This window comes from Methylobacterium phyllostachyos, from assembly GCF_900103445.1.
GTDB classification, from domain to species: domain Bacteria; phylum Pseudomonadota; class Alphaproteobacteria; order Rhizobiales; family Beijerinckiaceae; genus Methylobacterium; species Methylobacterium phyllostachyos.
Map to the genome: position 1 here is coordinate 26852 of NZ_FNHS01000013.1, position 23050 is coordinate 49901.

Below are 23050 nucleotides of genomic sequence, written 5' to 3' on the forward strand. Positions count from 1 at the left end.
TCAGGTCGGGATCAGCGGCCGCCGCCGATGTCGAGGATGGCGCCCGTGGTGTAGGAGGCCTCGTCCGAGAGCAGCCACACGATCGGTGCGGCGACCTCCTCGGCGGTGCCGGCCCGGCCCATCGGGACGCCGGGGCCCAGGCGCTCGACCCGGTCCGGTTCGCCGCCGCTGGCGTGGATATCGGTGGCGATGATGCCGGGCGCCACCGCGTTGACGCGGATCCCTTCCCCTGCGACTTCGCGGGCGAGGCCGATGGTCATGGAATCGATGGCGCCCTTTGAGGCGGCATAATCCACGAACTGGCCGGGGCCGCCGAGGCGCGCCGCCACCGAGGACAGGTTGACGATCGCGCCCCCGGCCCCGCCGCGCTTGGTGGACATCCGCCGCACCGCCTCGCGGGCGCAGAGGAAGCTGCCGACCACGTTGGTGTTCATCATCCGCTGGAGCCGGGCGAGGCTCATGTCGGCGACGTCCGACTTCACGTCGACCACGCCGGCATTGTTGACGAGGGCCGCGAGGCGCCCGAGCCCGTCGGCGGCCTGAAACAGGGCGATCACGTCGGCCTCGCTGCCGACATCGCCCTTCACGGCGAGCGCCGTTCCGCCCTTGGCGGTGATCGCATCAACCACGGCTTGTGCCGCGGCGGCATCCGACACGTAGCTCAGGCAGACCGCGTAGCCGCGCTCGGCCAGGAGCAGCGACACCGCGCGGCCGATGCCGCGGCTGCCGCCGGTGATGATGGCGACCCTGTTCTCAGCGCCCGCCATGACAGCCTCAGAGGTCCAGCACGAGCCGCGCCGGATCCTCCAGCGCCTCCTTGACCCGCACCAGGAAGGTCACGGCCTCCTTACCGTCGACGATGCGATGATCGTACGACAGGGCGAGGTACATCATCGGCCGCGCCTCGATCTTGCCGGCGCGGACCACAGGGCGCTCCTCGATGCGGTGCATGCCCAGGATGCCCGATTGCGGGGCGTTCAGGATCGGCGTCGACATCAGCGAGCCGTAGATGCCGCCGTTGGTGATCGTGAAGGTGCCGCCCTGCATCTCCTCGATGGAGAGCTTGCCGTCGCGCGCCTTCTTGCCGAAGCCCGCAATGGTCTTCTCGATGCCGGCGATCGACAGGTCGTCGGCGTTGCGCACCACCGGCACGACGAGGCCCTTATCGGTGCCGACCGCGATGCCGATGTGGTAGTAGTTCTTGTAGACGAGGTCCTGCCCGTCGATCTCGGCGTTGACCGCCGGCACGTCCTTGAGGGCGCCGATCACCGCCTTGGTGAAGAAGCCCATGAAGCCGAGCTTCGTGCCGTGCTTCTTCTCGAAGATGTCCTTGTACTGGCTGCGCATCGCCATCACGGCCGACATGTCGACGTCGTTGAACGTCGTCAGCATCGCCGCCGTGTCCTGCGCGTCCTTGAGGCGGCGCGCGATGGTCTGGCGCAGCTTCGTCATGCGCACGCGCTCCTCGCGCGACGCATCGTCCGGCGCCGAGGGCGCGCGCGGCAGGGTCGGGCGGGCCTCCTTGGCGGGGGCCGCCGACGGGCCCTTGGCGATGGCGCCGAGCATGTCACCCTTGGTGACGCGGCCATCCTTGCCGGAGCCGTTCACGCCCGACGGATCGACACCGGATTCGCGGGCGAGCTTGGCCACCGCCGGGCCGTTGTCGCCGGCCGGGCGCTGCTGCGCCGCCGGAGCCGCGGCGGCGCCGTGGTTGCCGTAACCGGCGGAGGATTCCTGGGCCGGCGCCTCGGCCTTGGCGGGGGAAGCGGCCTTCGGGGCCTCGCTCCGGCTCTCGGCCTTGGTCTCAGCCGCCTTCGGAGCCGCCTTCTTGGCCGGCGCAGCGCCCGCCCCGGCCTCGACGATCGAGCCGAGGAGGGCGCCGGGCTCCACGGTCTCGCCGTCCTTCACGAGGATCTCGCCGAGCTGGCCGGCCGCCGGGGCGTTGACCTCCAGGGTGACCTTGTCGGTCTCGAGCTCGACGATCGGCTCGTCGGCCGCAACGATGTCGCCGGGCTTCTTGAACCAGCGGCCGATGGTGGCCTCGCTGACGGATTCGCCGAGCGTGGGGACGAGGATGTCGGTAGCCATAGGTCTCGCACTTCCGGATCGGTTGGGCCGTGCCGGACGGCCTGGAATTTAGCGGCGGCGGCCCGGTCGGGTCGCCGCCATGTCTCGAAAAGAATCAGACGGCCAGGGCCTCGTTGAGGAAGGCCTGGAGCTGGGCCTGGTGCTTCGACATCTGGCCCACGGCCGTCGAGGCCGAGGCCGGGCGGCCGACGTAACGGGCGCGCTTCACCGCGGAGCCGGCCTGACCGAGCACCCATTCGAGGTAGGGCTCGACGAAGGCCCAGGCGCCCATGTTCTTGGGCTCCTCCTGGCACCAGATCACGTCGGCGTTGCGGAAACGGCCCATCTCGTTGGCCAAAGCCTTGAGCGGGAACGGGTAGAGCTGCTCGACGCGCATCAGGTAGATGTCGTTGAGGCCGCGCTTCTCCCGCTCCTCCAGCAGGTCGTAATAGACCTTGCCGGAGCAGAGCACGACGCGGCGGATCTTGTCGTCGCGCACCAGCTTGTTCTGCGCGCCCTCCTCCTCGGCGTCGTCCCAGAGGACGCGGTGGAAGGTCGAGCCCTCCGCCAGGGCCGCGAGGTTCGACACGGCCCGCTTGTGGCGCAGCAGCGACTTCGGCGTCATCAGCACCAGCGGCTTGCGGAAGTCGCGCTTCAGCTGCCGGCGCAGGATGTGGAAGTAGTTCGCCGGCGTGGTGACGTTGGCGACCTGCATGTTGTCCTCGGCGCAGGCCTGGAGGTAGCGCTCCAGGCGGGCGGAGGAGTGCTCGGGCCCCTGCCCCTCGTAGCCGTGCGGCAGCAGCAGCACGAGGCCGGACATGCGCAGCCACTTGCGCTCACCGGAGGCGATGAACTGGTCGATCACCACCTGGGCGCCGTTGGCGAAGTCGCCGAACTGCGCTTCCCACAGCACCAGGGCGTTCGGCTCGGCCAGCGAATAGCCGTACTCGAAGCCGAGCACCGCCTCCTCGGAGAGCATCGAGTTGATGATCTCGATCGAGGCCTGCCCCTCGCGGATCGCGTTGAGCGGCGTGAAGCGCTGCTCGTTCTCCTGGTCGATCACTACGGCGTGGCGCTGCGAGAAGGTGCCGCGCTCGACATCCTGGCCCGAGAGGCGGACCCGGTTGCCATCGAGCAGGGTTGCGCCGAAGGCCAGAGCCTCGGCGGTCGCCCAGTCGATGCCGGCGCCGGTCTCCACCGCCTTGGCGCGGTTGTCCATGAAGCGCTGGATCGTGCGGTGCAGGTGGAAGCCCGGGGGCACCTGCGTGATCTTGCGGGCGATCTCCTGCAGGGTCTCGGTCGGCACGGCGGTGCGGCCCCGGCGCGGATCATCCACGTCCTCGTGGACCGCCTTCACGCCCGACCAGCGGCCGTCGAGCCAATCGGCCTTGTTCGCCTTGTAGTTGTTGGCGACGTCGAGTTCGGTATCGAGCAACTGCCGGAACTCGGCCTTGCGGGCGTCCAGAGCCTCCTGGGTAACGGAGCTGTTCTCGACCAGTTTGCGGCCGTAATTCTCTAACACTGACGGATGCTTGCGGATCCGCTGGTACATCTTCGGCTGGGTGAAGGCCGGCTCGTCGCCCTCGTTGTGGCCGAAGCGCCGGTAGCACAGCATGTCGATGACGACCGGCTTGCCGAACTTCTGGCGGTACTCGACCGCGATCTTGGCGGCGAAGGTGACGGCTTCCGGATCGTCGCCGTTGCAGTGGAAGATCGGCGCCTCGACCATCTTGGCGACGTCGGACGGGTACGGCGAGGAGCGCGAGAAGCGCGGATCGGTGGTGAAGCCGATCTGGTTGTTGATGATGAAGTGGATCGAGCCGCCGGTGCGGTGGCCCTTCAGGCCCGACAAGCCGAAGCACTCCGCCACCACGCCCTGGCCCGCGAAGGCGGCGTCGCCGTGGATCAGCAGCGGCAGCACCGTGCGGCGCTCGATATTGGGCTTGGCCCACTGGTCCTGCTTGGCCCGGACCTTCCCGAGCACCACCGGATCGACGATCTCCAGGTGCGACGGGTTGGCGGTGAGCGACAGGTGGACGTTGTTGCCGTCGAAGGCGCGGTCCGAGGAGGCGCCCAGGTGGTACTTCACGTCGCCCGAGCCCTCGACCTCGGCCGGGGAGGCCGAGCCGCCCTTGAACTCGTGGAACACCGCCCGGAAGGGCTTGGCCATCACGTTGGTGAGCACGTTGAGCCGGCCGCGATGGGCCATGCCGAGCACGATCTCGCGCACGCCCAGCGCGCCGCCACGCTTGATGATCTGCTCCAGCGCCGGGATCATCGACTCGCCGCCGTCGAGGCCGAAGCGCTTCGTGCCGGTGTATTTGAGGTCCAGGAACTTCTCGAAGCCCTCGGCTTCGATCAGCTTGTTGAGGATTGCGCGCCGGCCCTCGGGGGTGAAGGAAATCTCCTTGTCCTTGCCCTCGATGCGCTCCTGGATCCACGCCTTCTCGGCCGGATCGGAGATGTGCATGAACTCGACGCCGAGCGTCTGGCAGTAGGTCCGCTCCAGGATGTCGACGATCTCGCGGATCGTGCCGAACTGAAGTCCGAGCACGTTGTCGAGGAAGATCGGGCGATCCCAATCGGATTCCTCGGTGAAGCCGTAATGCTGCGGATGCAGCTCCTCGTGGTCACCGCGGGGGGCGAGCCCGAGCGGATCGAGCTTGGCGTGCAGGTGGCCGCGCATGCGGTAGGAGCGGATCAGCATGATCGCCCGCACCGAATCTTTGGCCGCCTGCTCGACCGAGACGCCGGTGGTGGCGGCGACGGTGTCCTGCGGCTTGCCGGGCTTCGCCTCCTTGGCGTCGCGGGCGACGATCCGGTCGCCGACCGCCTTCTCCAGGGCACCCCAGTTGCCGTCCAGCGCCGAGACCAGCTCGCCGTTCAGCGGCACCGGCCAGTTCGGCTTCTCCCAGGAGGCGCCGGCGGCGTTCTTCTCGACGAGCGTCTCGTCCTCGCCCAGCCCCTTGAAGAAGGCCTGCCACTCCGGATCCACCGAGGCGGGGTTGCGGGCGTAGGCCGCCTGCAATTCCTCGATGTAGGCGGCATTGGCGCCGTAGAGGAACGAGGTTTCGAGGAGCGCTTCGTTCACGTCCTGGCGTGCCATGGTGCGTCCATCCTGTCGCGCGGGCAGGAGCCCTGCCCTACAGGCTCTCCGTCAGCGCGGCGGATCGCCCTCAAACCGAGACGGGGCGGGTAAACCGCCCCGCTAGAAACGTCTCTGCACGCCCGATATGGGCGTTGCGGCCCTGCGATGGCCGCAACGCAGGCGCGCGGGGTGTTCGAGCACCAGGCCGGAAACCAGAACCGATCCGATGCTCGAACCTTCGATGGGCATCCTCTTGTCCGAAAGCCGGAGGCCGCCCTTCGGAATGATGCTCAGCCCTTCAGCACGTCGACGAGCGTCGAGCCCAGCCGGGCCGGCGACGGCGACACGCGGATGCCCGCAGCCTCCATGGCGGCGATCTTGTCCTCGGCGCCGCCCTTGCCGCCCGAGATGATCGCGCCCGCATGGCCCATGCGGCGGCCCGGAGGCGCCGTGCGGCCGGCGATGAAGCCGACCATCGGCTTCTTGCGCCCGCGCTTGGCCTCGTCCTTCAGGAACTGCGCGGCCTCCTCCTCGGCCGAGCCGCCGATCTCGCCGATCATCACGATCGACTCGGTCTTCGGGTCGGCCAGGAACAGTTCCAGCACGTCGATGAACTCGGTGCCCTTCACCGGGTCGCCGCCAATGCCCACCGCCGTGGTCTGGCCGAGGCCGGCATTGGAGGTCTGGAACACCGCCTCGTAGGTCAGCGTGCCCGAGCGGGACACGATGCCGACGGAGCCCGGCCGGAAGATGTTGGCCGGCATGATGCCGATCTTCGACTCGCCCGCCGTGACGATGCCGGGGCAGTTCGGCCCGACGAGGCGCGACTTCGAGCCCGTCAGCGCCCGCTTCACCCGCACCATGTCGAGCACCGGGATGCCCTCCGTGATGCAGACGATCAGCGGCACCTCGGCGGCGATCGCCTCGCAGATCGCATCTGCCGCGCCGGGCGGCGGCACGTAGACCACGGAGGCCTCGGCGCCCGTGGCCTCGCGGGCCTCTGCCACCGTGTCGAAGACCGGCAGGCCGAGATGGGTCGAGCCGCCCTTACCGGGGCTCGTGCCGCCGACCATCTTGGTGCCGTAGGCAATCGCCTGCTCGGAGTGGAAGGTCCCGTTCTTGCCGGTGAAACCCTGGCAGATGACCTTGGTGTTGGCGTCGATCATCACCGACATGATCAGGCTCCCTTCACGGCGGCGACGATCTTCTGGGCGGCGTCGTCGAGGTCGTCCGCCGGGATGACGTTGAGGCCGGAATTGCGGATGATGGCCTTGCCCTGCTCGACGTTGGTGCCTTCGAGGCGCACCACCAGCGGCACCTGCAGGCCCACCGCCTTGACGGCGGCGATCACGCCGTTGGCGATCACGTCGCACTTCATGATCCCGCCGAAGATGTTGACGAGGATCCCCTTCACGTTCGGATCGGCGGTGATGATCTTGAACGCCGCCGTCACCTTCTCCTCCGAGGCGCCGCCGCCGACATCGAGGAAGTTCGCCGGCTCCTCGCCGTAGAGCTTGATGATGTCGAGGGTCGCCATGGCGAGGCCGGCGCCGTTGACCATGCAGCCGATCGTGCCATCGAGCGCGATGTAGGCGAGGTCGTACTTCGACGCCTCGATCTCCTTAGCGTCCTCCTCGGTCTCATCGCGCAGCGCGACGATGTTGGGGTGCCGGTAGAGGGCGTTCGAATCGAAGGCCATCTTGGCATCGAGGCACTTGAGATGCCCGTCGGCGGTCAGCACCAGCGGATTAATCTCCAGCAGGCTCATGTCCTTGGACACGAAGGCCGCGTAGAGCTTTTCCGTCAGCGAAGCCGCTTCCTTGGCCTGATTGCCCGTGAGGCCCAGCGCCTTGGCGACCGCGCGGCCGTGATGGGGCATGACACCCGTGGCCGGATCGACCGCGATCGTGTGGATCTTCTCGGGCGTGTCGTGCGCGACCGCCTCGATGTCCATGCCGCCCTCGGTGGAGACCACGAAGGCGACGCCGCCGGTGGTGCGGTCGACCAGCATCGAGAGGTAGAACTCTTCCGCGATCTGGGCGCCTTCCTCGATGTAGAGGCGATTGACCTGCTTGCCGGCCGGGCCGGTCTGGATCGTCACCAGGGTCTGGCCGAGCATCTCCCCGGCGAACTGCTTCACCTCGTCGATCGACTTGGTGACGCGCACGCCGCCCTTGGCGCCTTCAGGCGCACCCTTGAAGGTGCCCTTGCCGCGGCCGCCCGCATGAATCTGGCTCTTCACGACCCAGACCGGGCCGCCGAGCTCCTTGGCGGCGGCCTCGGCCTCCGACGGGTTGAAGATCGCCACGCCGCGGGAGACGGGCAGGCCGAACTCCTTCAGCACGGCCTTGGCCTGGTATTCGTGGATATTCATCGGGGCCTCGTAGGGAGGAGCGAATAGGGGTTAGCAAGTAGCGAGCAGGTTTGATGGCGCGGGCGTCGGAGGCCGCCCTATTCGCTACTTCCCACTCGCTATTCGCCTATAACTTACGCCAGCGAAGCGTCGACGCCCTTGCAGGCCTCAATCAGGCCCGTCACCGAGGCGACCGACTTGTCGAACATCGCCTTCTCGGCGTCGTCGAAGGTTACCTCCAGGACGCGCTCCACGCCGTTCGCGCCGATCACGATCGGCACGCCGATGAACATGCCCTTCACGCCGTACTGGCCGTCGAGGTAGGCGGCGCAGGGCAGGACCCGCTTCTTGTCCCGCAGGTAGCTCTCCGCCATCGCGATGGCCGACGCCGCGGGCGCGTAGAAGGCCGAGCCGGTCTTGAGCAGGTTGACGATCTCGCCGCCGCCCTTGCGGGTGCGGTCGACCATGGCGTCGAGCTTCTCCTGGGTGGTCCAGCCGAGCTTGACGAGGTCGGTCAGCGGCACGCCCGCGACCGTGGAGTAGCGGGTCAGCGGCACCATGTCGTCACCGTGGCCGCCGAGCACGAAGGCGGTGACGTCCTCGACGGAGACCTTGAATTCTTCCGCGAGGAAGTGGCGGAAGCGGGCCGAGTCGAGCACGCCCGCCATGCCGACGATCTTGTTGGTCGGCAGGCCCGAAAACTTCTGCAGCGCCCACACCATCGCGTCGAGCGGGTTGGTGATGCAGATCACGAAGGCGTCCGGCGCGTAGGTCTTGATGCCCTCGCCCACCGCCTGCATGACCTTCAGGTTGATGCCGATCAGGTCGTCGCGGCTCATGCCGGGCTTTCGCGGCACGCCGGCGGTAACGATCACCACGTCGGCGCCCTTGATGGCGCTGTAGTCGCTCGCACCCGCATAGGTTGCGTCAAAACCCTCGACCGGGGCGGCCTCGGCGATGTCGAGCGCCTTGCCCTGCGGTACGCCGTCGACGATGTCGAACAGCACCACGTCCCCGAGATCCTTGAGGCCGGCCAGAAGAGCCAGGGTGCCGCCGATCTGGCCGGCACCGATGAGGGCGATCTTGTTGCGCGCCATGTCGGATTCGTCTCCGCTGCGTTCGACGTCGAAGGTTTTCCAGCGTGGCCGGTGCCCCTCACCCGGGCGGGTTCGGGACCGGATTCGCCGCTCAAAAATCTGCGCGGCTGTGTGGCCGAAAAGCACCGCCGCTTCAACCCGATGCGGGGCCGGCCATTGCCTCTGCGCGCTGTGTCGATAGCCGGGACAGCGCCGAACACGGCTGAAGAAATCTCAGCACCGCGAAGGTTTTAGATGCAGTGCACGCGTGCTGGGAAACACGGCGCCGCCTGGATGACAGATCTGCAAAGCTGTCATTTCGAGCTGCCTGGCCAGCTCCGGGCCGAGCCAGGGCATCGCTGCGGATGCCCAAGGTGTCTCTGTCATGATGATGCCGCGACCAGAAACGCCGAAGGCCCGGATGCGAGATCCGGGCCTTCATGGCGTCTTCCCAGTCTTAGGCCGGCATCAGAGGATGCCGGAGCGCAAAACCCTTTGGATCGCGTGGATGACCGCCCCGAACCGCGCCTCGATCAGATCGCGCGGCACCTCGGCATCGTGCTGGATCGCCAGCGGATGGGTGAAGCGGTAGCTCGCGTCGAAAATGTAAGCGATGGCCCGTTCCCGGTCGCGCGCCGAGAAGATGCCGGAGGTGATGCCCTCCTCGACGACCCGCTCGACGAGGCTGCGCAGGCGTACCCTGTGCCGCCGGGCAATCGGCCGGGCCGACACGGTGGCGTCGAGATGAACCGCGAACAAGTTCGGCTCGTCGACAAGGGCGTCGCGCTGCACGGTTGCGAGGGCGGTTAGCAGGCGCTCGATCTTGTCGTCGGCCGGATCGGGCGCGTCGGCGATGCCTGCGAGCCGGGCCTCAACCTCCCGGAGCCACCGCCCAGCCACTGCGTCGAGGAGCGCGTCCTTCGACGGGAAGTAACGATAGACGTTGGCATGGGTCATACCCGCCTCGGCGGCGACGGCCACGACCGTCACGCGCTTGGGACCAAGCCGGGAGAGATGCTCTGTGGCGATGCCGAGCAGCCGGACATCGGCTGCCACTGGAGCACGGGGCCGCGATCCACCAGACGCATCGCCGGTCTCCCGCAGCGTGCCAGCTTCGGTAACGTCGGCGACAGACAGCCTGGTCTTGGCGCTGAGCGCCTCCTCCTTGCACCCGTCTGGCTCTGGCTTAAGGAAAGGAAGCGGAAGGCGGGAAGTGGACAGGTGGTAGGGCGAGACAGACCCCCATCATACCGGCTGAAGCGTCCCGGCGCTTCGCGTTGACGTTACGGCTTCCCCCCGGGAGCCCGGTTACCGTAGCGGATTAAGACCGCTTAAAGACTCCTATGTGTCAGTTTGCCTTGAGAAGGCAACAAATTTTTCTCGTTATCACCTGCGTCAGAAGCGGTTCTTCCACGCCCTTAGAGCGACGAAGACGGCTTCTGGATCGCTCCCCGGTGGCATATCCACCGCTTTGGCGAGTGCAGGGACCGCACTGCGCAGGAAGGGATTGGTCGTGCGCTCCGCCTTCATGCTCGAGGGCACGAGGAAGCGACCCTCCGCCTTCGCCCGTTCGGCCTCGGCGAGACGGGCCTTCAGCTCCGCGTTTTCGGGATCGGCTGCCAGCGCGAAGCGGGCGTTGGAGAGTACGTAGTCGTGGCCGCTGAAGACCTGCGCCGAATCGGGCAGGCTGTCGAAGCGCCGCAGCGACCGGTAGAGGGTCTCGGGCGGGCTCTCCATGACCCGGCCACAGCCGAGGGTGAACAGCGTATCGCCCGCGCAGACAATGCCCGCCTCTGCGAACCAGTAGGTCACGTGGTCGGCGCAGTGACCCGGAGTCTCCCAGACCTGCGCTTCGAGGTCTCCGACGCGCACCGTGTCGCCCTCCCGGACCGTGACATCCACGAGCGGGACCGCACTGCCGGCTTTGGCCGGGGCGACGACCTGAGCTCCGGTGGCCTCCTTGACTTCGGGGATACCCTCGACGTGGTCGGCGTGCCGGTGGGTCACGAGGATATCGGTGAGGTGCCAGCCGGTCTCATCGAGTGCCCGCAGGACCGGGCCGGCCTCTGGCACATCGATCGCCCCGCAGGCCCCGGTCGCGGGATCGCGGATCAGGACGCCGATATTATCACTTCGGCACAGGAAGGTGCGGATCTCGGCGGCCATCGGGGGATCTCCTCGGCGCGCAAACGCTGTCGCCGTGAACAGACGGTTCGGCGGCCGGGTTCCGTTCACGCTTGCCGTGGGCGGTCCGCCTCACCATTGAGTACGAAACTCGTTGCGCCCTCGGTATCCTGCTTTCCCATGCGTCTCGACGTCAACGGCTTGCGGGCCTTCTACGCCAGCCCCCTGGGCCGCACGACGCATCGCGTGGTCGGCCGCACGCTCCACGCGTATCTCGGCTCGGTGGCGGGACTGCGCGTGCTGGGGATTGGGTACGCCACGCCGTATCTGGGCCCGATACACTGCATCGCCGAGCGCACCCTCGCCTTCATGCCGACCACGCAGGGTGTCGTGAACTGGCCGTCCAGCGGTCGGTCCAGCACGGCACTCGCCGACCCGACCATGATGCCGCTGCCCGAATCCGCAGTGGACCGGATTATCCTGATCCACGCCCTCGAAGCCGTCGAGAGTCCCACGGAGCTGCTTCAGGAGGTATGGCGCACCCTCACCCCTGGCGGCCGGATGATCCTGGTGGTTCCGAACCGGCGGGGCGTCTGGGCGCGGCGGGAGGCGACGCCCTTCGGCCACGGCCAGCCCTACAGCCGCTCGCAGCTCGGGCGCCTGATGCGCGACACGCTGTTCTCGCCGGTGAACTGGTCCGAGACCCTCTACATGCCGCCGGTGCGCTCCCGCCTGATGTTGCGCACCGGCCCGGCCTGGGAGTGGGTCGGCACCAGCCTGTCCCTGCCCTTCGCGGGCCTCCACGTGGTCGATGCAACCAAGCAGCTCTACCGGCCTGTCGCGGTGCAGCAGGTGCGGCGGGCCCGCCGCCTCGCCCCGGCCCGCGTGCTGGTACCGGCGCCCGCCCCGGGCTGATCCCGGCGCCGCGCCCGGGCAGGTGCCGAAGCCGGATTCCGTCCGCGCGCAGGGTGTCTTAGGAGAACGGTCCGCGCGGATCGGTCCCCATGAGCATCGATTTCACCATCCAGCAATTCCTGCTCGCCCTCTCGGGCCTGAGCGCGATCGTCAATCCGATCGGCGGCGCCTTCATCTTCGCCCAGGTCACGAGCGCCTACAGCCACGCCGAGCGCGTGCTGCTGTCGCGTCGGATCGGCGTCTACGCGGCGCTGGTCATGCTGGGCGCCCTCTGGGCCGGGACGCCGATCCTCAATTTCTTCGGTGTCACCCTGGCGGCTTTGCGCATTGCCGGCGGGCTGGTGGTGATGTCCTCGGCCTGGACGCAGCTCAACCGACCGGAGGCGCGCGAGGCGCGCAAGCAGGCCGAAGCGTCTGGCTCGGCCGGCCTGGGCGGTGCAGTCCCGTCCGAGCCGGTCGGCGCGGCGCTCTCCGAGATCGCCTTCTTTCCGCTGACCCTCCCGTTCACCACGGGGCCCGGCACGATCGCGGTGGCGATCACCCTGGGCGCAAACCGGCCCGAGGCTTCTGCGGAGCGCGTCGGGTTCTATCTCGGCGTCACCCTGGCGGCGCTCGCGGTCGCCGTCGCGGTCGCCCTGCTCTACGCCTCGGCAGACCGGGTGGTGGCGTTCATCGGTCCGGCCCGGGCCCGGGTGGTCGGACGCCTGTTCGCCTTCCTGCTGCTGTGCGTCGGCACCCAGATCCTGATCAACGGCCTCACAGACGTGTTCGCGCCGCTGCTGGCGGCGCGATGATGGCTGTGCGGAAGCCTCAGATGACCGGCATCGTGTTCAGGCCGCCGAACAGGACGGCGTGACCCACATAGTAGAGGGCCAGGAAGGTCGCCAACGCCGCGCCGTACCAAGCCGGCGCCAGGAGCGCCTGACGGACCCGCACCGGGACCCGCACATCGTCGGCGGCGATCGCCAGCAGCACCACGATGATCCCGGAATGGCCGATCGCGTCCACCTTGCCGAACTCGAAGATCGCCGAGACGAAGATCGCCGCCAGGATGATCGCCGCGCAGCGCCGGACGAGCGGTGTCCAGATCAGGGCGAAGGCGAGGGTGAACTCGATCACGCCGGCGGCCTGCATGAACAGCTCGGGCGTCGCGCCCATCGTCATCTGCGGCTTGGCGGCGAGCAGCGGCGCCGACCATTCCGGATAGGCCCACTTCTCGATCGAGGCCCACATTAGCGTGATTGCGGCCGCCCAGCGGACGATGTCGAGGGGCCGGATGTCGAAGAGCGTCAGGTCGAGGCCCTTCGCGATCAGGTAGACGGCGATGCCAAGGAAGATCGGGTAGTCGGCGAGGTGGAACAGCCCGTACTGGGCGGTCGCGTAGCTGAACAGGAAGACGAGGCCGAGGCCCGTGATCGGCATCGTGCGACGCCAGATCAGACAGCCGGCCAACGCGAGCTGGAACCACGGGATCCAGGCCACGTCGGTCTTCAGCTCGGGCGTCAGGATGATGCCGCCGAGGTCGAACAGGGAGACCAGGAAGAAGCCGAGGGTGGCGCGGACCAGAAGCTCGGTGTCGGTGCGGATTCGCGTGGTCACGCGGTCGAGGGCGTTGAGCAAGGCGCCACCCAGGGGCGTGCCCTCGGCCAGGCATCCGAACATGAGGCACAGGAGCGCGAGGCCGGTGAGCCACTCAAAATTCAGGCAGAGCACCTGTTCGAGGCCCTGGGGCTGCCCGGCCACATCGTAGGCGCAGAACCACTTGACGTGGGCCTCCGCGGCGCCGGTGCCCGCGAGGATCAAGGGTCCGGAGAAGCCGAAGGCGCAGGCGAGCAAGAGCGACTTTTTTCTGGATAATGGCATTGAGCCCTCGTCGCTGCGCAACGACACCGTGGTTACCGATCGATTTAAATAGATCTGCGCAATTTTAGCCAATGTTTTGTTAACGAATGTGAGTGGAAGGTTAACGCTGTGGATCACGCTCAGGTAGCGTCGTATCCGGGCTTTTAGCCTTCCTCGTCGTGGACAAGGCGGGGTGTGCCTGCCTCACCGTTGTACAATTTCGGGGCCTGGCGACAGTCCTCCCGCGCGCGCCGTGAAGCGGTACTCGGTAAAGCGCTTTTCGATGCTCTAAGATCCCGGATTTCCGATGGAACCAGGCGCGGGATGATTTCTCCTCTCCAGATTTGAGCGAGGATGTTACGGCATCGGCGAACGTCATAGGTCATTGATTTAGTATTGATCGAACTTCATTGGAGTAAGGTACTGAATTGCGTCTGGCGTATAACAATATTACTTTAATATTGCTAAGCAAAGTTAGATTTTTATGAAAGCGAATACCGCATATCTGGGCGTAGGTCGCTGAGATTGATTCGTTAATGTTTAGGCTGTAGCGGGAAATTGCCTGGGTGAGCCGGAAGGCCGAGCTTCATATCTTGCGCGATCTTGCATCGAGTCCTGGCAGAGCTGGATCCGGGTGGACGTGCCTGAAGGGTGTTCCGGCTGGGTCAGCGGTGGCGTGACGGGATGCTTGCAGTGGGGAGGGACGCCATTCCGAAACCCGACATACCTGTCGATCCGCAGGGGATGCGCTTCCCGGTTCACGGCGCGCGGAAGCTGGGCGCTTCGTTTCCGGGCCGCCGGGCGAATCACCGAAGCCGGACGACGGCTGCCCGGACGGGCCGGGGAATTCGGCATGACCGGATCGAGCCCGTGACGGCGTCCCGCATCCCAGCCCCGATCTCGGGCGGATCGTATCAATCCTGACATCCCGGCAGGACCCCAGCGTCGCGGCGCCGGAGACCACCCTGCCCATCATCAAGGAGAGTGTTCATGAGCGACGAGACGCAAACCAAGGTCACCGCCTGGTACAGCCCGGACGAGATCCAGGGGATCCAGCGTGACCTCCTGGGCTCGGCGGCGAAAGTCCTCGTGCTCTGTCTCGGCGGCAAGGGCGGCGTCGGCAAGACCACCATCGCGCTCCAGGTGGCTGATCTCTGCGCCGAGGTCGGACCCGTCCTGGCGATCGATACCGACCCGGCCAACCGGCACTTCCACACGGCCCTGATGCAGGAGACCAACCCCGGCAGCGACAATTTCGTGCCGCGCCGGACCGGCATCACGTGCTTCCGCCAGCGCCTGCGCGCGGAGGACAGCACCGGCCGCGTCGATCCGACCCTGTGCCAGGACATGATCGAGCACGTGATCGAGGCCGCCGAGCGCTTCGTGGTGGTCGATTTCCCGGCCGGCGACACCGAGACGACCCGCCGCTGCGCCGAGATCATCATCGAGAGCTGCCGGGAATCGAACATCCGGCTCGCCGTCGTGGTCGCGGCCGGCGCCGTCGATCCGACGGCCCTCGATGTCCTGCGCGAACTCAAGCCGATGCTGATCGAGTGCGACCGGGCGATCCTGGCGAAGAACACCGCCCAGGCGACCAACTTCGACTACCTCGAATCGTCCGACCTCGTGAAAGCCCTGCGCAAGCAGCCGAACTTCCGCGTGATCGAGATCGAGAAGATCGGCGAGCGCCTGATCGAGGCCCTGCGCGTGCAGCACATGACCTGGCAGACCCTCGCGAATACGGCGCCGATGCGCCTGCGCGTCGAAGGCCGCCGCCTGCGGCGCGCCTTCCACACGGCCTGGCGGGATGCGCTCCGGCCGTGACCAACCTCGAGCGGTTCTACCGGTCGGTCCACGGCCGCGATCTTCAGCCCTGGGAGCGTCAGCTCGCGGTGCGGATCGCGGCCGCCCTGAACACCACGACGGACGACGACTTCGTCGTCCACCTACTCCTGGTGTACATGTCCACCAACGCGATCACCAACATGTACAACGAGTTGGTGGCCGCGCGGAACACGCTCGCTGAAGACAACCGCGACCTGATCCAGACCTTCACGAAGGATCTGCGCCGCAACAGGCTGATGACCTATGGGCTGCTCGGTGTGGTGGCCCTCAGCGTCCTCGGCGGCGCCTGGACCCTCGGCACGGTGGTCAACCTCTCCTACGGTGCCGCCGCCAACGAGGCGCGCCTCGCCGCCGCGCTCGAAGCCTGCGAGCAGCGGAATGCGGGGCGCGGTCCGCGCGGGGCCGAGATCGGTCGCTGAACCCTCGGCCCCGGGGTGTCAGGGCGCTGGCGGTCGCGTTGCGAAGGACGCGGTCACGACGTCGCGGTCCGCGTGCGCGGACAGCGTTGCCAGGAAGGCCAGGAGATCGGCCCGCTCCGTCGCGGTGAGATGGAGCGGCTTGATCAACCGGGAGCGGCTCGGGCGATCGATCCCGCCGCGATCGTAGAGATTGATGACCGCTTCGAGGTTCGGCACCGACCCGTCATGCATGTAGGGGCCGTGCTGACCGACCTCCCGCAGGGTCGGTGTCTTGAACGCATATTGCAGCGCGACCGAGGTCGGCTTGAAGCGTCCCCGCCCGATATCGGATCCCGAGGCGACCCCGATATCGTGGAACGAGTTGTCGGTGAATGACCAACCGGAATGGCAGCCGGCGCAACCCGCACGGCCGTTGAACAGGTCGAACCCGCGCTTGGCCGAATCGCCGATCGCGTCCTCCTGGCCGGCGATCCACCGGTCGAAGGGGGCCGGCTCAGCCACGATCAGGCGCTCGAAGGTGGCGAGGGCCGCCTCCAACCTTTCGCGGGTAATGGCCGGATCCGCGTAAGCGCTCGCGAAGGCCGCCACGTATTCCGGATCGGCGGAGAGCCGCGCGAGCGCCTCGGCCATCGGCAGATTCATGTTGCCCGGCGCCGTGATCGGCATCGCCGAGACTGATTCCAGGGTGGGAAACTTGCCGTCCCAGCCGAGCGGCCCATCCTGCCACGCGACGTTGATGACCGTCGGCGTGCGCAGGTCCATGTCGCCCTGCTGGCGTGTCGCCGCGCGGGCGCGCCCGTCAGCCCAGGCGAGATCGGGGATATGGCAGGTCGCGCAGGCGCGGGTGCGGTCGCCCGACAGGATCGGATCGAAGAACAGGCGACGACCGAGTTCAGCCTTGGCGGCCGAGTACGTGTTCGCGGCTGGAAACGGAATTTCGGCCGGCGGGCGATAGCTGTCGCGCCAGCCCGCACGGCGCGGGTCGGAGCCGTCGCCCCCGACTCCGACGCCGACGAACCCGAGAATCGCCGCGACCGCGGCGCCGACCTTCCACGCCATCACCAACCTCACATGGCGTAACTAACCCATATTCGTTGATGACGGGTGAATCTCCTCATGAATATCCTGGCGTCGTGAAGTGGTATTGCATTCAAAGCGGGAGTACGGCCAAGCTTCCCGGGGACGTTGGAAAATGTCAGGCTATTCCAGCCGGACAGCAACGCTGTCACTCGCGCCCGTTGAATCAAGGACTGAGATGCGCGCGAAGCCGACGCCGCCCGGAAACCATTCGGTGCGGTGTCGCAGGGTCTGTGAGATAGGTTGTCCGTCGACCAGCCATGTCAGCGGCGGCACACCGCCCTGCGCCTTGAGGGCGAGCCCAGGGATACCGGCTTCCCGCGCGCCGTCCCCTCCGGCCGTCGCCAGGCCGAGGTCGATCCGCGCCCCGTCCGGCGGATAGGCGATCCGCAGAGTCGGCCCTCGCGGGTCGGCGGCCTCCCGGCCGAGGCGGCGGAGCGGCGGCGGCAGGCCGCCGGCCCCGGGCGCGAGGACGCCCGCGGGACGGGGGACGGGCTCGGGCTCGGTGCCAAGGCGCGCGAAGGCATCGAACAGGATCGGGGCCGCGACGATCCGGCCGACGAGGCCCGGAACGGCAGCCCCATCCGGCCGCCCGGCCCAGACCACCACGGTCCAGCGACGATCAAAGCCGGCCGCCCAGGCGTCGCGGTAGCCGTAGGACGTCCCCGTCTTGTAGGCGATCCGGTTCGGGAGGGCGTTCTCCGGCGGCGGGGTCCCCCGCAGGATGTCGGCGATGTACCAGGCCGCGACCGGCCCGGTGATCTGGTGCCCGGGTCCGGTCGCCGTCGCCTCGGCCCGGCGCTGAAGCTCGGGCAACGTTCCGCCGCGGGCGAGCCCGGCATAGAGGCGGGCGAGATCCGTGAGCGTGATCCCGAGGCCGCCCAGCGCCACCGGCAGGCCGGGTGCGGCCTCCCGTGGCAGCTGGATCCCGGCGCCGGCCGCCCGCAGCCGCGCGATGAACCGGGCCGGGCCGACCGCCTCCATCAGTTCGACCGCGGGGACGTTGAGCGACAGCTGCAGGGCCCGCCGGGCCGTGACCGTGCCCTGGAAGGTGAGGTCGAAATTCTCCGGTGCGTAGCTCGCCGAGAAGCGCGTGGGCCGATCCTCCACCAGCGTTTCGGGATGTGCCAGCCCGTCCTCGAACGCCATGGCGTAGACGAACGGTTTGAGCGCGGAGCCGGGGGAGCGGACCGCCAGGGTCATGTCGATGGCGCCGCGCCGGGTCGGATCGAGGTAGCCGGCGCTGCCCACCTGGGCGAGGACGCGCCCGTCCCGATTGTCGAGGACGAGGATCGCAGCCGAGAGGTCCGGGCCGGCCGCGGCGGCACGCTCCGCCGCAAGCGCCTCCAGCCGCTCCTGCAGGCGCGCGTCGATGGCGAGGCGGATCACGGGCGCGGCCGGGTCCGCCGCCACCGCCTCCTCGGCGGCGTGGGCCGCCAGCATCGGGAAGGGCTTGCGTCCGGTCGGTACGGGCTCCGCCTTGGCGGCCTCCGCCTCGGCGGCCGTGAGGACGCCCCGGGCGCGGGCGATGTCGAGCACACGATCGCGGGCGGCGCGGGCGCGGTCCGGGAACCGGTCCGGCCGGCGGGCCTCCGGCGATTGCGGCAGGGCCACGAGGAGCGCGGCCTGCGCCGCTGTCAATCGGGCGGGCTCGCGCCCGAAATACGCCAAGCTCGCCGCCCGCACGCCTTCGAGCGGGCCGCCATAGGGGGCGAGCGCGAGGTAAAGATCGAGCATCCCGGTCTTGCCGAGCGTTCGCTCGAGCGCCACGGCGCGCACCATCTGCCGGAGCTTGGCATCGAGGGAGCGTTCACGTCGCGGCTCGATCAGGCGGGCCACCTGCATCGACAGGGTCGACCCGCCCGAGATGATGCGCCCCCGCACCAGCCATTGCCCTGCGGCGCGCAGCAGCGCGGCCGGGTCGATGCCAGGGTGGTTGGCGAAGCGGCGGTCCTCGTAGGCGAGCAGCATCGCCTGGAAGCGCGGATCGACCGCATCCTGGGTGATCGGCAAGCGCCAGCGCCCATCCGCGGTCGCGAAGGGGCGCAGCAGCGTCCCGGATCGGTCGAGCACGACCACCGAGCGCGCCGACGCCCCCGCGAGCTCCAGGGGCGGCAGAGACGCGACGTAGAGCCAGACCGCACCGATGCCGACGATCAGCGTTCCCAGAGCAGAGCCCGCTGCCGCGCGGCCGAGCCGAGGAGCGGGGCGCCGGGTCCGGCGCGCTGTTCGATGGGAATCGGGCCTGACCTGCGGCACATATCCTCCGGGGTCGGGACCCGCCACAGGCACAGGATTCCCCCTTCCGGCACGCCGGACAAGTCCCGCCCCAAAGCCGCTGCGGCCTACGCCCTCCCGATGCTGCGCCGATCGGCGAAAGCGGGTCTGTCCGAACGATCCACCCGGATCGGGAACGGCACGACGTTGGAGGCCGGCTGCGTCGCTTCCGTCGTCACCGGCGCAGCCGTGCCGGCCTTACCGGACCTCGTCCAGCGCCCGATCCTCTTGAAGTAGGCCCGCCGGGCCAGCCAAGCCGGAATTTGCCTGTCCTTCGACATGATCTGCCCCTCCAGATGCGATCCGCGATGACGACATTCAGCCCCAGGACCCGATCGTGTGGTGGATCGAATCAGGACTGCATTCGTGATACGAATTGATACCAGGAGTTGTTGCATCCCCCGTTTGGGTGATGCGCCATCGGCAATGGGGCCGATGCCGTGTCGGGGCCGGAAAGCCGTCAGGCGGCGGCGGATTCCTTCGCTCTGTCAAGTGCCAGCTTGGTGACGGCCACCTGGTCGATCTTGCCGGTGCCGAGCATCGGGATTGCCTCGAGGACTACGACTTCCGCGGGAATCGCGACGTCGGAGGCGCCGCGGTCCTTCGCGAAGCTCTGGTAGGCGGAGCGCGTCGCGTCCTTCGCCTGCGTGAACAGGATCAGGCGCTCGCCCTTGCGCGCATCCGGCACCGCCGCGACCGCGCTCAGGCGGTCGGGCCAGAGTTCGGCGGCCAGCGCCTCGATGCCGGCGAGCGAGACCATCTCGCCTGCGATCTTGGCGAATCGCTTGGCCCGGCCCTTGATCGTGACGAAGCCCATCGCGTCGATCGCCACGATGTCGCCGGTGTCGTGCCAGCCCCCGGGCGGCGGTTCCAGCACGCCCGGCTTCTCGGCGCGCAGGTAGCCCAGCATGATGTTGGGTCCCTTCACGGAGAGGCGCCCGCCGTCGTCGATGCCCGGCACCGGCTCCAGCCGCGTCTCGATGCCCGGCAGGATCCGCCCGACCGTGCCGAATCGGTTGAACATCGGCGTGTTGAGCGCCACCACCGGCCCGCACTCGGTGACGCCGTAGCCCTCCAGGATGCGCAGGCCGAACTTTTCCGCCCAAGTCTTCCGGGTGGTCTCCTTCACGGCTTCGGCGCCGGCCACGACGTAGCGCAGCGAGCGCAGGTCGTAGGAATGGGCCGACCGGGCATAGCCCGTCAGGAACGTGTCGGTGCCGAACAGCACGGTGCTGTTCGAGCCGTAGATCAGCTCCGGCACGATCCGGTAGTGAAGCGGCGACGGGTAGAGATAGACCGGCACCCCCGAGACCAGGGGCAGGACCAGCCCGGCCGTGAGGCCGAAGGCGTGGAACACCGGCAGGACGTTGAACACCTTGTCCATCGGCCCGAAATCAATCCGGGCTGCCACTTGGGCCACGTTGGCGAGCATGCAGCGATTGGCCAGCACGACGCCCTTCGGCGTACCCTCGCTGCCCGATGTGAACAGCACCGCCCCCGGATCCTCGCCGCGGCGCGCCACGAGCGGACGGCGGGGCGCAAGGAAGCCACGGATCTTGTCCCCGGTCGTGATGCCGGCCCGCACGTCCTCCAGATAGATCAGCTCGACCGAGCCACGGATCGCCTCGATCAGCGGTCCGAGCCGCCCCTTCTCGATGAAGGCCCGCGAGGTCAGGATCTTACTCACCTCCGCCGCCCGGCAGGCCGACAGGACGTTGGCCGCTCCGGCGGAAAAGTTGATCATCGCCGGCACCCGGCCCGCGGAGGCGAGCGCGAACAGCGTCACCGCGGCGCCGTTGGCGTTCGGCAGCATCACACCGATCCGGCCGCCCAAAGGCGCCAGCGGCATGAGCTTGCGGCCCAGGATGTTGGCGCCCATCACGAGCCGGCCGTAGGTCAGCCGACCGCCGACCGGATCCTCCAGGGCGTTGCGACGCCAGCCGTGGAGGTCGCCCGCCTCGATCAAGGCCGCCATCAGACCGCGGTCGATATCGGCGGTGCGGAACACGAGGTCCGACATGATCCCGTAGAGGGCGGCGCCGGCCGCCTGCCGCCGCGCCTTGCCCCTGAGGGCGGGATCGACGGTCAGCCGCACCGGCGGCATCACCGTCACGATCACCTTCGGCCACCAAGTGCGGCTGACCTGCCGGCGCGACAGGCGCGAGAAGATCGTGCGCTCCAGCCCGTCGATCTTCACGGGCACCACCATCGCGCCGGACTTGTCGGCGATCAGCCCGGCGCCGTCATAGACCTTCATCAGGCTGCCGGTGACGGTGAGCCGGCCCTCGGGGAAGATGATCAGGGTCTCGCCGCCCTTCACGGCGTTGATCAGGGTGCGCGTCGCCAGCGGGCGCGTCGGGTCGAGCGGCATCGCCTTGGTGACGCGCAGGAACGGCCGTACCCACCAGCGCTGCGCGATCCCGCTGTCGACGGCGAAGACCGGCTCCTGATCGAGGAGCGACAGGGCGAGCGGCGCATCGAGGAACGAGACGTGGTTGAGCGCCACGATGGCGTTCGGCCCGGCCGCCGCGAGGTTGTCGAAGCCGCGCACCTCCAGGCGGTAGAAGGCCCGGAACAGGATCGACAGGGCGTCGCGGAACGGGCTGGTCGGCAGGGTCGCGAACACGATCGCGCCGACGATCAGGTTCAGCACCGCGACGACGGCGAGCAGGCTTGCGATCGAGAGGCCCGCTCCCTGGAGCGCGGCGAGCGCCAGGGTCCCGGCCACCATGAAGGCCGCCGTCATGACGTTGACCGCGCCGATGATCCGCGCCCGCATCGCCTTCTCGGCCCAGGCCTGCACGGCCGCGAAGGACGGGACGATGTAGAGCCCGCCGGACATCGCGAGGCCCAGGAAGTCGATGGCGGTGCGCAGGCCATGGCCGGTCGCCAGGACATCGAAGGGGCCGATCGCCTCCGTCGGGGGGGCCGGCAGGTGGCCGACGGTCCAGGCGAGGTCGAGGCCGAACAGGCCCATCAGCACGGCGCCGACCGGCGTCGGTAGGAGCACGATCCGGCCGCTCGCCAGCCAGGATGCGAGTCCCGAGCCCACCGCGATACCGATGGAAAATAGCGCGAGCAGCAGCGTGATCACGGTCTCGGTGCCATTGAAGGCGCCGCGCACCAGCACCGGCAGGAGCGAAAGCACCACCACGCCGACCAGCCAGAACCAGCTCACGATCAGCGAGCCGCGCCACAGGCGCGTGTCGGCCCAGAGGTCGCGCAGAAGGGAGGCAGTGGAGCGCGCGACGTTCGGATCGACCCGCAGGTCCGGAGCCCCCTCCCCGGTCGCTGGGATCATCCGGGCCGAGAGCCAGCACAGGACGGCGAAGCCCATCACCAAAGCGCCGAACAAGACGCCCGACCCGCCCATTGCCGAGGCCGCCCCGGCCGCGATGGTGCCGAGCAGGATCGCCAGGAAGGTCGCGGCCTCGACGAGCGCATTGCCGGCGGGCAGTTCCTCGCGGCGCAGGTGGTCCGGCAGGATGCCGTACTTGATCGGGCCGAACAGGGCCGCGATCGTCCCGAACAGGCCCAGCGCCACGAACAGCACCGGCACCGAATGGAGCAGGAAGCCCAGCACCGCGGTGCCGGCCGCGAAGATCTCGGCGAACTTAAGTCGCCGCGCCATCAGAGCTTTGTCGTAGCGGTCGGCCCATTGGCCGCCGAGCCCGGACAGGATGAAGAACGGCCCGATGAACACGGCGCTCGCCAGCGTCACCAGGACGCCAGCATGGGCGTCAGCCTCACCGCCGATCCCGAACAGGATCAGGAAGGCGAGCGCGTTCTTCAGGAAATTGTCGTTGAACGCCGAGAAGAATTGGCACCAGAACAGCGGCGCGAAGCGCCGCGCAGTCATCAGGGTACGGAACATGGCGATCTCTCGTTCCGAACCTGACTGGCCTACCCGATACGGTCAGGTCAAATCGGCGTGCGGACAACGCACAGCGATTACGGCCACGGGGAA

At 68.3% G+C, this 23050-nt stretch carries 16 protein-coding genes; 4 read left to right on the forward strand and 12 right to left on the reverse strand.

Annotated features, from left to right (window positions below; translation table 11 throughout):
* Positions 1 to 11: 11 nt before the first annotated feature.
* The 8 genes from BLQ49_RS20205 to gloB form a co-directional block, all read right to left on the reverse strand.
* Positions 12 to 767 (reverse strand): SDR family oxidoreductase, encoded by a 756-nt coding sequence (locus tag BLQ49_RS20205; RefSeq protein WP_091718978.1) that lies wholly within the window; start codon positions 765 to 767, stop codon positions 12 to 14.
* A gap of 7 nt (positions 768 to 774) precedes the next feature.
* Entirely contained in the window at positions 775 to 2088 is a 1314-nt protein-coding gene (gene odhB / locus BLQ49_RS20210) for a 2-oxoglutarate dehydrogenase complex dihydrolipoyllysine-residue succinyltransferase (protein WP_091718980.1), read from the reverse strand.
* Between the two features lie 94 nt (positions 2089 to 2182).
* Positions 2183 to 5173: a 2-oxoglutarate dehydrogenase E1 component gene (locus BLQ49_RS20215; protein WP_091718981.1), complete on the reverse strand. Its 2991-nt coding sequence runs from the start codon at positions 5171 to 5173 to the stop codon at positions 2183 to 2185.
* 272 nt (positions 5174 to 5445) lie between these two features.
* Entirely contained in the window at positions 5446 to 6330 is an 885-nt protein-coding gene (gene sucD / locus BLQ49_RS20220; RefSeq protein ID WP_091718983.1) for a succinate--CoA ligase subunit alpha, read from the reverse strand.
* Between the two features lie 2 nt (positions 6331 to 6332).
* Entirely contained in the window at positions 6333 to 7529 is a 1197-nt protein-coding gene (gene sucC, locus BLQ49_RS20225) for an ADP-forming succinate--CoA ligase subunit beta (RefSeq protein ID WP_091718985.1), read from the reverse strand.
* Between the two features lie 113 nt (positions 7530 to 7642).
* Positions 7643 to 8605, reverse strand: coding sequence for a malate dehydrogenase (gene mdh, locus BLQ49_RS20230; RefSeq protein ID WP_091718987.1), 963 nt, complete (start codon positions 8603 to 8605; stop codon positions 7643 to 7645).
* A gap of 447 nt (positions 8606 to 9052) precedes the next feature.
* Positions 9053 to 9688 carry a TetR family transcriptional regulator gene (locus BLQ49_RS20235; RefSeq protein WP_425284020.1) on the reverse strand — a complete coding sequence of 212 codons (636 nt, stop codon included), beginning with the start codon at positions 9686 to 9688 and terminating at the stop codon, positions 9053 to 9055.
* A gap of 291 nt (positions 9689 to 9979) precedes the next feature.
* On the reverse strand, positions 9980 to 10750 hold the full coding sequence (gene gloB, locus BLQ49_RS20240; RefSeq protein WP_091718992.1) for a hydroxyacylglutathione hydrolase: 771 nt from the start codon (positions 10748 to 10750) through the stop codon (positions 9980 to 9982).
* A 138-nt stretch (positions 10751 to 10888) separates the two neighbouring features.
* Here gloB and BLQ49_RS20245 point away from each other — a divergent pair, with 138 nt between their 5' ends.
* Positions 10889 to 11623: a class I SAM-dependent methyltransferase gene (locus BLQ49_RS20245; protein ID WP_091718994.1), complete on the forward strand. Its 735-nt coding sequence runs from the start codon at positions 10889 to 10891 to the stop codon at positions 11621 to 11623.
* Between the two features lie 89 nt (positions 11624 to 11712).
* Complete coding sequence (locus BLQ49_RS20250; RefSeq protein ID WP_091718996.1) at positions 11713 to 12417, forward strand: MarC family protein; 705 nt, start codon at positions 11713 to 11715, stop codon at positions 12415 to 12417.
* A 16-nt stretch (positions 12418 to 12433) separates the two neighbouring features.
* Here the strand turns inward: BLQ49_RS20250 and BLQ49_RS20255 are convergent, their stop codons facing one another.
* On the reverse strand, positions 12434 to 13486 hold the full coding sequence (locus BLQ49_RS20255) for a hypothetical protein (RefSeq protein WP_208859087.1): 1053 nt from the start codon (positions 13484 to 13486) through the stop codon (positions 12434 to 12436).
* Between the two features lie 969 nt (positions 13487 to 14455).
* On the opposite strand from BLQ49_RS20255, the gene BLQ49_RS20260 reads away from it, so the two are divergent.
* Positions 14456 to 15289: a nucleotide-binding protein gene (locus tag BLQ49_RS20260; protein ID WP_091719002.1), complete on the forward strand. Its 834-nt coding sequence runs from the start codon at positions 14456 to 14458 to the stop codon at positions 15287 to 15289.
* Positions 15286 to 15729 (forward strand): hypothetical protein, encoded by a 444-nt coding sequence (locus BLQ49_RS20265; protein WP_091719004.1) that lies wholly within the window; start codon positions 15286 to 15288, stop codon positions 15727 to 15729. Before BLQ49_RS20260 ends, BLQ49_RS20265 begins: the two co-directional genes overlap by 4 nt.
* Positions 15730 to 15747: 18 nt before the next feature.
* Here the strand turns inward: BLQ49_RS20265 and BLQ49_RS20270 are convergent, their stop codons facing one another.
* From BLQ49_RS20270 to BLQ49_RS20285, 3 genes are all read right to left on the reverse strand, one after another.
* Positions 15748 to 16788 (reverse strand): cytochrome-c peroxidase, encoded by a 1041-nt coding sequence (locus BLQ49_RS20270; protein WP_091719006.1) that lies wholly within the window; start codon positions 16786 to 16788, stop codon positions 15748 to 15750.
* A gap of 141 nt (positions 16789 to 16929) precedes the next feature.
* Positions 16930 to 19065, reverse strand: a complete 2136-nt coding sequence (gene pbpC, locus BLQ49_RS20275) for a penicillin-binding protein 1C (RefSeq protein ID WP_091719008.1) — start codon at positions 19063 to 19065, stop codon at positions 16930 to 16932.
* Between the two features lie 478 nt (positions 19066 to 19543).
* Complete coding sequence (locus BLQ49_RS20285) at positions 19544 to 22957, reverse strand: acyl-[ACP]--phospholipid O-acyltransferase (RefSeq protein WP_091719012.1); 3414 nt, start codon at positions 22955 to 22957, stop codon at positions 19544 to 19546.
* Positions 22958 to 23050 lie beyond the last annotated feature (93 nt).